This window comes from Ahrensia sp. 13_GOM-1096m, from assembly GCF_000620605.1.
Lineage (GTDB): Bacteria > Pseudomonadota > Alphaproteobacteria > Rhizobiales > Rhizobiaceae > Ahrensia > Ahrensia kielensis.
Genome location: NZ_JIAX01000011.1, coordinates 304,890 through 315,358, shown reverse-complemented (window position 1 = coordinate 315,358; position 10,469 = coordinate 304,890). Strand labels below are relative to the sequence as shown.

The 10,469-nt window shown below is 47.5% G+C and carries 9 protein-coding genes, 1 tRNA gene and 1 pseudogene; 2 read left to right on the top strand and 9 right to left on the bottom strand.

Annotated features, from left to right (window positions below; translation table 11 throughout):
• Window positions 1–289, bottom strand: a pseudogene (locus tag N530_RS0109320) (hypothetical protein); the annotation flags it as partial.
• A gap of 100 nt (window positions 290–389) precedes the next feature.
• Between N530_RS0109320 and N530_RS0109315 the strand changes: the two are divergent.
• On the top strand, window positions 390–608 hold the full coding sequence (locus N530_RS0109315; RefSeq protein WP_026480484.1) for a hypothetical protein: 219 nt from the start codon (window positions 390–392) through the stop codon (window positions 606–608).
• A gap of 425 nt (window positions 609–1,033) precedes the next feature.
• On the opposite strand, the gene N530_RS0109310 is transcribed toward N530_RS0109315, so the two are convergent.
• The 6 genes from N530_RS0109310 to N530_RS0109285 all read right to left on the bottom strand — a co-directional run bounded on the left by N530_RS0109310 (window position 1,034) and on the right by N530_RS0109285 (window position 7,679).
• Window positions 1,034–1,110, bottom strand: a tRNA-Arg gene (locus N530_RS0109310).
• Window positions 1,111–2,235: 1,125 nt separating this feature from the next.
• Window positions 2,236–2,586 carry a hypothetical protein gene (locus N530_RS0109305; protein WP_026480483.1) on the bottom strand — a complete coding sequence of 117 codons (351 nt, stop codon included), beginning with the start codon at window positions 2,584–2,586 and terminating at the stop codon, window positions 2,236–2,238.
• A gap of 198 nt (window positions 2,587–2,784) precedes the next feature.
• The gene (locus N530_RS17770) at window positions 2,785–2,952 is read right to left on the bottom strand and encodes a helix-turn-helix domain-containing protein (RefSeq protein WP_247869182.1); all 168 of its coding nucleotides are present in this window, start codon (window positions 2,950–2,952) and stop codon (window positions 2,785–2,787) included.
• A gap of 215 nt (window positions 2,953–3,167) precedes the next feature.
• Complete coding sequence (locus tag N530_RS0109295; protein WP_081773934.1) at window positions 3,168–5,405, bottom strand: EAL domain-containing protein; 2,238 nt, start codon at window positions 5,403–5,405, stop codon at window positions 3,168–3,170.
• 209 nt (window positions 5,406–5,614) lie between these two features.
• A complete protein-coding gene (locus tag N530_RS0109290) occupies window positions 5,615–6,397 on the bottom strand; it encodes an AAA family ATPase (RefSeq protein ID WP_026480481.1) in 783 nt (260 codons plus the stop codon).
• A gap of 91 nt (window positions 6,398–6,488) precedes the next feature.
• Window positions 6,489–7,679 (bottom strand): NAD(P)/FAD-dependent oxidoreductase, encoded by a 1,191-nt coding sequence (locus N530_RS0109285; RefSeq protein WP_035266752.1) that lies wholly within the window; start codon window positions 7,677–7,679, stop codon window positions 6,489–6,491.
• Window positions 7,680–7,826: 147 nt separating this feature from the next.
• Here N530_RS0109285 and N530_RS0109280 point away from each other — a divergent pair, with 147 nt between their 5' ends.
• Window positions 7,827–8,633, top strand: coding sequence for an undecaprenyl-diphosphate phosphatase (locus tag N530_RS0109280; protein ID WP_026480479.1), 807 nt, complete (start codon window positions 7,827–7,829; stop codon window positions 8,631–8,633).
• Here N530_RS0109280 and N530_RS0109275 read toward each other — a convergent pair.
• Together N530_RS0109275 and N530_RS0109270 are read right to left on the bottom strand one after the other, a co-directional pair.
• Window positions 8,630–9,394 (bottom strand): sulfite exporter TauE/SafE family protein, encoded by a 765-nt coding sequence (locus N530_RS0109275; RefSeq protein ID WP_026480478.1) that lies wholly within the window; start codon window positions 9,392–9,394, stop codon window positions 8,630–8,632. The two genes, N530_RS0109280 and N530_RS0109275, sit on opposite strands and share 4 nt — an antisense overlap.
• A 17-nt stretch (window positions 9,395–9,411) precedes the next feature.
• Window positions 9,412–10,401 (bottom strand): complex I NDUFA9 subunit family protein, encoded by a 990-nt coding sequence (locus tag N530_RS0109270; protein WP_026480477.1) that lies wholly within the window; start codon window positions 10,399–10,401, stop codon window positions 9,412–9,414.
• Window positions 10,402–10,469 lie beyond the last annotated feature (68 nt).

Sequence of the window (10,469 nt, the reverse complement as noted above, 5' to 3'; positions counted from 1 at the left end):
CACCCACTGGCTGACAGTGCATTGCCAGAGGCAATGTCACGAGAGGCTGCTTGGCAGTGCGCCGCTCTTTGCGCGATTTGCGCTGCTCCGTAAGCAGCCAACCCGACAGTTTCTCCGCAAACGGATCCAACTTACCTTGTCGCGTCGGCGCCTTGAAGCTAGGCTCAATTATGTCAGCTCGCAGATACTTCCTGATGGTGTTGCGAGATAGCCCGGTCCGCCGTGAAATCTCGCGAATAGGCATCTTTTCCCTCAAGGCCCACCGTCGAATAATGCTCAAAAATCCCATGTCTATCACTCCAATTACCCCCGACAAATCTGGTCAAGGGCAAGGTTGCACATGGGGCATTTCTCAGTGACAATCCTGACCTCTACCGGGTCAGATCTGAGTGACATTCAACATCCCATGGAAGCAGGAACTGCGGGAAAACGAGAGCGCTGTTCGCACTTGGGCCTTTTCACTCAAGGCAGTTGATCAAGCTGACCTGGCTCAATCGGATTCCAATCCTTTCGCCGGTGAACTGGCAAGAATGGCTGAACTGGAACGCCAGGCGCTCGGCGAAACCCCGAAGGCCAAGCTGAAGACAAGTTTTGCCATTGAACGTTGACCGATTGGCAAGGCCGTCAAGAAAGCGAATGGCTACAAGTGTCAGATATGCGCAGCCCAAGGTGCGAACCCGCTGTCGTTTCTGAAAAAAAACGGAATTCCCTATCTGGAAGCTCATCACGTCACCCCCGTCTCGGAACTGCAGATCGGCTCACTCGCGGCCTCGAAAATCATGACGCTCTGCGCCAACCACCACAAGCAGATGCACTATGGAAATGTGTCTGTCGAAATCTGCGAAAACACATTTGAAGTGCAACTGGACGGCCAGTCGCTCACTCTCAAGCGGCATACTTTTCTCTAACTTAAATTATTTCAAATTGAAACAACTAGGAAAACACCGCCGCCAAGCTGTTTGCCTAGTGGTTACTATGAGGTTACTTTTTATATGTTTATAAAACATAAAACCTAGCAAGCCCTTGAAAAGATTGGTGCACCCGTCGCGATTCGAACGCGAGACCTCTGCCTTCGGAGGGCAGCGCTCTATCCAGCTGAGCTACGGGTGCCAAGGTGCGAATATATCGCAGCACGCGTGAGCCATAGCAAAGCTTGAGCTTTGCTGCAATTGCAGAAATTAGATGAAATGCTTTTTGAGGTGCGTGATCAGCTCTTCAAGCGGATGTTGGCTAAATAGCTGTGCCGGATGTGTGGCACCTACCTAGAACTGTTGACTGCTGTATTTTCGACTCAACCTAGCCTCGTGGCGTGATCCGCTTTTTTCGATGATGAATTGCTCAGACAAACTCAAACGGTCGCCAGCTACTCTTATCTCAACGAAGTTTTAGGCGCGCATAGAAAGCACTTACAAAGACATTGCACTGTGCTTGTTCTGACAATTTGGCATTCTTCTCAAGCGGACACTAATTGTTTACATATGTGACATTTGTTTTGAATTGTATTATTATCTGCAAATGCGGAAGAAGTTTTTTTACATTACCTTGGTAATTATAATTCTTGTTTTAATTTACCATTCAATAAATCCGATAGATTTCCGGAGCGCCTGCCGGTTTGTCGCATCAAATCAAAATTTCCTCGGTGACACTTTTCAATCCTTACGAAAGTTTGGAATATGCAGGTAACGGGCATGATGATATCGCAAACCCGTCTTCAGCTCATCTAAACTCCCGACTCACTACCCTTCCTACGTTCGTTTTGATGTTGCATTGACTCACAGCAACGCCGTGGCGCAATCTGTCTATCCGGATGAGTAAAGATGAATCGGAAACATGAAGCTCGCCAGCGACTCTTGAAACGAACGCGTTTATGGTCGCTGTTGGATTGCGCTCGCACAAACCGTCAGCCGTGCTTGATAGGGAGGATCGTAAGGTGCGAATATATCGCCGCACGCGTGAGCCATAGCAAAGCTTGAGCTTTGCTGCAATTGCAGAAATTAGATGAAATGCTTTTTGAGGTGCGTGATCTGCTCTTCAGGCGGATGTTGGCTGGATAGCTGTGCCGGATGTGTGCCTAAAAGTAGTATAAATTTGAAAATCTGCCATCGGCTATCAAATTCCTGATTTGACAGTGCTGCTCAAACAGCTGTGGCCAGCTCCACTTGGCTAGCCCAGCTTTATGCGTGTGTGCTTTACGTTTCGTATATTTGACGAACATAAAACGTATTTAGAAGTCTATCAGGCGTCGATTTCGAGTGCTGTTTGACAAGCTTCTGCAAGATCACGGTCAGGTTCTTCAGCACCCAAAGGTGTCGCCCATCCGGCCTTTTCAACAATACCACGTCGTTTATAGCTGCTGGCTTCTTTAAGCTCAGCAAGCACGCTGAAAGACTTTGGATCATCTTTTGACATTTGAATACAGTAAGGGGTTAGTGCGGCAACCATTGCTGCAGTGGATTGCTCGTTTGACATTTCTAAAGCCGAACTGTTTGTCATCCAACCACCCCAGTTGAATCCAATGACGGCTAGTGCGATTGCGCCAGCTCCCGCGCCAAGAAGCGCTGGTTTTGTCCATTCAGGAAGTTGCATGTTAGGTCCAATCAGTATGGGAACAGGCGTGCATCATCGCGCGCAGGTATGTTTGCGTAACACGCAATGCGTGAATACCCTGCATGGTTTCTCGAATAGCTTGTGCCTGACTTATCCGATCGAAAGGGTTTAAGAATTGGATTTAAACGCGTAGTGCCCAATTTAGGCATTGCCTCCACGGGGCCTTAAATAAGATTACTATTGGTTCTGCTTTTCAGCATAATCCTTGCGGGCCTGTTCAATCGCGATAAAGTTTGCCTCCGCCCACTGCCATACACCACAGAATGCTTTAATCAGCCCCAAGCCAAGGTCCGTCAGCCGGTACTCCACTTTCGGTGGCACAACTGGATAGACCGTGCGGGTCACCAGACCATCGCTACATGATTATAAAGTTCCGGACGAGGTTTTAGTAAGCCGCGTCAACTTTTTGCGCAACGCCGAGGCAGAGAACCGTCACGCTGCAACTTTTGGCACCGTGAACGGGTAAACAACATGGTCAAATGAAGGTTGGAGCTGGCAAGCTCCGGCCTACACTCTGCGGATGATGCACCTTACACGTCTACGATGGCCTTTTGCAGCTTTCAGCACTTACCTGCAACTGACAGATTGGTGTCGCCTACCAAAGGAAAACTCGCCTGCTTCAAATAATCGGACATTTGATGGGCGGATATCGGTTTAGAAAAGAGGTACCCTTGACCAAATGTGCACCCAACGGCTGACATGAAATCCAGTTGACCTTGGGTTTCAATTCCTTCCGCAATAATATCCAAGTTTAAGGATTTTCCCAAGCTTACAAGCGCTTGCACAATGGCTGTATTGCCTGCACTTTCCCCAAGGCCTGATACAAAAGACTGATCAATCTTGATGCAATTAACGGGATAATCTCGCAAATGGCTAAGCGACGCGTATCCAGTGCCAAAATCATCAAGCGCAATGATAACACCAGCTTCTGAAAGGCGCTCCAACACATGCGTTATCTTAGAATCCGCATCGTCTAAAAATATGTTCTCTACGACTTCTATTTTTAAGTGATGTGGCTGCAAATTGTTGTGCGCCAATGCTTCTAAAACACGTTCAACATAATCCATCGATTGAATACATAAAGAGGAGGCATTGATGCTTATAAAATCAATATCGAGCCCTTTACTTTTCCATTCTGCAAAATCACGAAGCGCGATATCCAGAATAGTTTCATCGACAGCTAAAGCACTTTTGGGCTCAAACAGAGCATGCCAAAATTTCGCTGGGCCAACGATTGAACCATCCTTATTTTGAATGCGGGCAAGCGCCTCTACGCCTTTTACTCGCTGCGAGCTTAAATCGAATATTGGCTGATAATGCGGAAGCAATCTTCCCTCATGAATTGCCTCTTTCACCAATTCAAATGCTTGTCGTTTTTCTTCAAAAGCTTCGGTTAAGCTTGGATTATAGGTTTCGCAAACACCGCGGCCAGTCTGCTTTGCATGGTATAATGCCAAATCGGCTTGCTGCTGAAATTCTTCACAGGATCGCGTTTCTTGGTATGTTAGAGAAATGCCGATCGACGCACCAACACTAATCTCATGACCCTCATAGGGCACGGGCAAATTGATCACTTCAATCAATTCAGAAGCCAGATCTTCAGGTTTCAGCATTTCATTTTGCACCCCCATAAGGACTGCAAATTCATCACCGCCAAGGCGCGCGCAAAGTGCATTCTCAGGAATGGTATCTTCAATACGCTTTGCGATTGTACAGAGGATCTTGTCACCCGCCAAATGACCAAAGCTATCATTGATATCTTTGAACCCATCGAGATCGATCAAAAGCATTTTGAAATTGTCGTCGTCATCGCTTGATCTTTCAGACAAGCTATCGAGTTTATGCTGGAACGCTAAACGATTGGCGATGCCGGTCAAAGCATCAATATGCGCAGCATCCCATAGCCTCTTGGCATTTTCGTGCTCGTCAGTAATATCTTTTATGATGCCGATCAGACACCGCGTCCCATCTTCACTATATTCAATTTCTCCAAAACAACGAACACGGCGTTTGTTCCCAAGTGCCGTGATGAAATCACATTCAATTTCGAAAGGAACACCGTGATCGACACATTTTATTATTTTTTTGACGAGCCCTGGACGTTCATATTCCGGATAGAAGGAAATAGCATCATCTAAGCTGGGCGGCTCGTTCGTCGTTAGCTCATGTATTGCATACGTCTCAGATGACCATTCCGCGGTCAATGTATTCGTGTCTAACGACCAAGCGCCAATTTTAGATATTCGCGCTGTTTGAGAAAGAAGCTTACCGCGTTGGCGGGCTTTCATTTCGAGTGTTTTGGCTTCGTTCTCAGATTGGTGAGCCCGCACTAAAGCAGCAGCGATATTGGCTAGTTTTTTTAGTTGAGCAATTTGTTCGTCGCTGGCAATGCGCGGCTGCGTGTCGATAACGCAAATCGCGGCAATATTAGTTTCCCCATCCAGTGAAATGGGCGCGCCTGCATAAAAGCGCACATTTGGCTCACCAATGACGAGAGGATTATCTTTAAATCGCTCATCCTTGGTTGCATCATTAACAACCAAAACTTCATCTTGAAGAATTGTGTATTTACAAAAGGAGACTTCGCGGCTGGTCTGCTCAATATCAAGTCCGAGATGCGCTTTGAACCACTGAAAATCATCTTCAATAAAGGCAACCACCGACATAGGGGTGTCGAATATTGAGGTTGCGAGTTCAGCAATCGCATCAAACTCCGGTGTCGATCCCGTATTCATGATACCGGTCGCTCTCAGCGCTTTAAGTCGTTCGAACTCGTTCGTCGGGCATGGGTAAGCCATTCATGGACCTTAGCTTTTGGGGTTAACGACAAAGCAAAAAGCTCACCACCGTTTTCCGATTTAAACTAAATCTAACCACATGAACCTTGATATTTATTTAAACAGCTGATTCGCACGAATTTTGAAGTGAGTGCGATTTCGCAATGCGTGCAGCTCTGCAAACGAAAGTTCACTTTATTGCGCATTAAATTGCATTTTACATCAACAGTTTAGCTATCACCGCGATGTAATTCATCTAAAATAAATTGTTCCGGATCAGCCGTCAAAGACTGATAAAGTTTAAAATGTGACGTATCCATGAGACGCGTTTCGCGTAGTCCCAAACGACCAATCTCCAATAGACGCGCATTGGGTAGCGCCATCAAAATGGGCGAGTGGGTTGCCATGATAATTTGCGCATTCGCGTCATGATGTATTCTGGTTAAAATACGCAATAGTTCGACTTGCCTACTCGGCGACAATGCGCTTTCTGGCTCATCCATGAAGTAAATGCCTTGGCGTGACATGCGTTCTTCAAAAAACCGCATGAAACCTTCGCCGTGGCTGGAAGAAAGAAAGTCAGGCGGAGGCCCGCCGCCAGGATCTTCTCTTGCAGCATCATCGAGATATCGGGCGACAGAAAAGAACGACTCAGCTTTGAAGAACCAACCATTTGTTACTCTTGGCAACCATGCAGCGCGCAATATTGTGGCAAGTTCGGAGCCACTTTTGTCTAGTGCATTCGAGTGATCTACGGGCATGTATCCTTTGCCACCGCCAGCTTCATCATAGCCGCATATTGTTGCAATCGCTTCAATGAGCGTTGATTTTCCAGTTCCATTTTCACCAACAATAATCGTGATCGGCGTCGTGAATTCGAGTTCAAAATTCTGATTTTCGAGCCAAGGCAAATTAAATGGATAACCGGACTTTCCAACCAGCTTCTCGCGCATGAGCGTCAACTTCTTCAAATATGGTGAAGGTAGCTTCGTTCCAGATTTTCGTTTCGCCATTGCTGCACTTTCGCGTTTAAACCATTAAGACTATCGCTTTACGTTGACCCCGATTTGCTGCACATCACCATAGAACACCCACAGCCAATCCCTAGACAGATTGGCCCGCCGCGTAACCCGATGACCATGCCCATTGGAAGTTGTGCCCGCCAAGGTGTCCTGTAACATCGACAACTTCGCCGATGAAATATAGCCCTGACACCGACTTTGCCTCCAACGTTTTTTGCGACAATTCAGCGGTCGAAACGCCTCCCAGTGTCACTTCCGCAGTGCGGTAGCCCTCTGTGCCGCCGGGCATAAAAGGATGCCTATGGATATAATCTTCACAAATCTGAATGGTCTTTTTAGATAGGTCGGCCAGCTTTTGTTCGCGCATGCCGAGATGCTCGACAATGTGCTGCGAAAATCTTTTCGGCAAGAAATCTGACAACAGATTTACAATTGTCGCCTTTGGTCTTTCATGGCGTGCTTTTGTAAGTTCCTCCGCGATATTTATCTTTGGCAACATGTTGATTTCAACTGTGCCGCCTTCGCGCCAATAGGATGAAATCTGCAATATTGCAGGCCCGCTTAACCCGCGATGGGTAATAAGCATTGCTTCTTCAAAACGGGTTTTTGCAACCGTCGCACGTACATCCAACGCAACGCCAGACAGTTTACTCCATGCTTCTGCAATGTCTGATGTATAGGTGAAAGGAACGAGCGCAGGGCGCGGTTCAACGATAGCCAGCCCAAATTGTGCCGCGATGTCATAGCCAAGGCCTGTCGCTCCCATTTTGGGAATGGACCTGCCGCCGGTTGCGACAACTAAGCTTTGCCCATTCAAAACACCTTCACTTGTTTCAACACTAAAACCGTCTTCGGTTTTGGAAATATGCTCAATGCTTGTTTCCAGCCAGAGCTCGGCCTTGGCTGCGGCCATTTCCACAAGCAACATTTTGATAATGTCTTTAGCCGAATTATCACAAAATAGCTGGCCAAGTGTTTTCTCATGAAATGCTATCTTGTGACGCTTAACAAGCGCAATGAAATCAGCACTAGAATAATTGCTCAGCGCAGATTTACAAAAATGCGGATTCTGAGAAAGAAAGTTCTTTGGGCTGGAATGAAGATTAGTAAAGTTGCACCTGCCGCCGCCTGAAATGCGGATTTTTTCAGCCGGTGCTTTAGCATGGTCTATGACGAGAACACGGCGGCCGCGCTTACCCGCTTCAATCGCGCACATCAATCCTGCTGCACCGCCGCCCAGTACAATCACATCATAATTGTTTATATTTTTCATAATAGGTCATTACGACGACATTCATTAAAAAGCGACTGCAGGATTGAGCAAAAACGCGCTCGAACCAACGACCATTGGAAATATTAGTCGCTTATTTAGAACTTGCCGTCTATTGGATGCAAGCAAAGCTAAATTTGGGATTAGATCATGGCCGATCAGACAATAGTTCAAGCGCTGCTCTTAGGTGTTTTAGAAGGGCTCACAGAGTTTATACCTGTCTCTTCTACCGGACATATCCTGTTGGCAGGCCACTTTTTAGGTTTTGATTCAACAGGCAAGACGTTTGAAGTTCTCATTCAAGTCGGCGCTATTCTAGCAATATTATCGGTCTATGCCGCGCGGCTATGGAAAATAACAACGGACCTTCCATCCGATCCTAAAACGCAGCGCTTTGTCGCAGGAATTTTACTCGCCTTTTTACCAGCAGCTGTTATCGGCGGGTTGGCGCATGGATTTATCAAGACAATTTTGTTTGAATCTCCGATGACGATTTGTATCGCATTGCTTGTTGGCGGCATGATTTTGCTTTGGATTGATAAGCTACCGCTCAAGCCAAAATATAATAACATCATGGAATATCCACCATCGCTTTGTTTTAAAATCGGCCTTTGCCAGTGTCTTGCTATGATTCCTGGCACATCACGCTCTGGCGCAACCATTGCAGGTGCATTGCTGATGGGGACCGACAAGCGCTCGGCGGCAGAATTTTCTTTCTTTCTTGCGATGCCGACAATGGCTGGTGCCTTCGCGCTTGATCTTTATAAAAACTATGATTTGCTAACTGCCGATGACATCACCTTGATTGTTGCGGGCTTTATTACCGCGTTTATTTCTGCTGTGATTGTTGTGCGTTATTTGCTCGACTATGTGTCCAAGCACGGTTTTGCTCTTTTTGCATGGTGGCGTATATTTATCGGAACTGCAGGCCTTATCGGACTTTGGCTGGTCGGCTAAAATCCAAGACCACGACGGATCATATCAAGTGCCAAGAGCGTAACGCCGATTTTGAAAATGGTACGAAACAGACCTTCGTCCATGACGCCTAAAAGCTTGCCGCCACTGATTGTGCCCAGATAACCGGTGAGCATCATCGTCATGATCAAAGGCAGCCATTGTGCGAAGGCAAAGCCAAAGAAACCGAACGCTGCGACTTTTAACGCATGCTGAATAGTCATCGCCGCAGCTGAGTTGGCGATCAATTGTTTGCGTTCATCAAAAGTCTTGGCCAATAGCGCAACAACCAGCGGACCGCTTGCGCCAAGAAACATCGTCAATATTGTTGTGATGAAGCCGCCAATACCAATCGTGGTCATCGAGCTACTGATTGATTTGGGCAATGTCGTCCACGTCACGAGCAGGATAAAGGCCCCCAGCATTAGTTTGAGCACGGCTTCGGGTATAGCGAAAACCAATGAGCCGCCCAACAATGCGCCAAGCACAGCGCCTAGCATAAAGAACAGCAGAACACGCTTGTTTAAGAACATGCGCATACGCCACATGCGCCCCGTATTTGATCCCAATTGAACAAGGCCGTGCACAGGAATAAGGGACGTAACCGGCATCAAAGTGCCCATAAGCGCTAACATGGCAACGCCGCCACCGACGCCAAAGGCGGCGGTAATTGCTGATGTAAAAAAGCTTGCTGTAATCAAAAGCACAGCGGACGCTATGCTTAGACTATCCGGTATCAGATGAGCTAGTTCAGGTAGCTGCATGTTGGCAGCCACCAATTTTAGCTATCTTTGGATATCGCATTAGGGTTGCGGAATTGGCCTGTCTCGCGAAAGCGCCAAAGATAGGTTGGCAAGATCGCATCAACACTTGATGGCTTGATACCCATTGATTCTAGCGTGCGCTCCTGCGCTTTAGCGTCAGCCGATACAACATTATCCGTTTCAAGCAAGATAACCTGATCTTTTGTTAGAAGTGGGTTAGGCAGCATGCCGAGAATTGCACCCTTGAGGCGTGCAATAGCCCATGGCACAGTCGCCAAAATACGCTTGCGCTCGACGACTTTAAGCACTTCTTCCATGCATTGTTTGAAGCTCATCACTTCTGGGCCACCCAGTTCATAAATCTGGCCGCCCTTCAATTCGCCGTCAATGGCCTTAGCAATCGCTTCGGCCACGTCGATCACATAGACAGGCTGGAATTTCGTATGGCCGCCGCCAATGAGAGGCAGGACGGGTGAATAGCGTGCGAGATTTGCAAATTGGTTGAAGAAATTATCTTCTGGGCCAAAAATGATTGATGGGCGCATTATGATCGCCTTGTCGCCCAGTGCATCCATCACAGCTTTTTCGCCGCGTGCCTTGGTGCGGGCATAATCAGCATTGCTGTTCTCATCGGCACCAATGGCCGAGATGTGTACGAGCGGAATATCACGCTGAGCACAGCTTTGCGCGACTGCCTTTGCGCCAAACTCCTGCACAGCATTAAAGTTCTGCTTGCCGCTTTCAAACAAAATACCAACAAGGTTTACGGCCGCATCTGCACCATCAAGTGCGCGCTCAACCGACCAGCGATGACGCAAGTTTGCTTGCACGGCTGCAATCTGTCCAACATCACCAAGGGGCTGCAGGTGTCCAGCAAGGTCTGGCCTGCGCACGGCGGCGCGTACGCGATATCCACGCTTTGCCAGCGCGCGCGTTACATGACGACCAAGAAAGCCAGAAGCACCAAAGACAGTGATGATTTTAGGGCTGCGGGATGAGTTTGACATTTTATTCTCCGTAAACGCGGCACAAAGCCACCGGATTAAACCAGTTAATGCTGTCTAATGAACATTGG

Bases quoted from the DNA above. Each gene is read 5' to 3' on its own strand.
- N530_RS0109305 (WP_026480483.1), bottom strand. From the start codon at position 2,586: ATGCAACTTCCTGAATGGACAAAACCAGCGCTTCTTGGCGCGGGAGCT.
- N530_RS0109295 (WP_081773934.1), bottom strand. From the start codon at position 5,405: ATGGCTTACCCATGCCCGACGAACGAGTTCGAACGACTTAAAGCGCTG.
- N530_RS0109290 (WP_026480481.1), bottom strand. From the start codon at position 6,397: ATGGCGAAACGAAAATCTGGAACGAAGCTACCTTCACCATATTTGAAG.
- N530_RS0109285 (WP_035266752.1), bottom strand. From the start codon at position 7,679: ATGAAAAATATAAACAATTATGATGTGATTGTACTGGGCGGCGGTGCA.
- N530_RS0109280 (WP_026480479.1), top strand. From the start codon at position 7,827: ATGGCCGATCAGACAATAGTTCAAGCGCTGCTCTTAGGTGTTTTAGAA.
- N530_RS0109275 (WP_026480478.1), bottom strand. From the start codon at position 9,394: ATGCAGCTACCTGAACTAGCTCATCTGATACCGGATAGTCTAAGCATA.
- N530_RS0109270 (WP_026480477.1), bottom strand. From the start codon at position 10,401: ATGTCAAACTCATCCCGCAGCCCTAAAATCATCACTGTCTTTGGTGCT.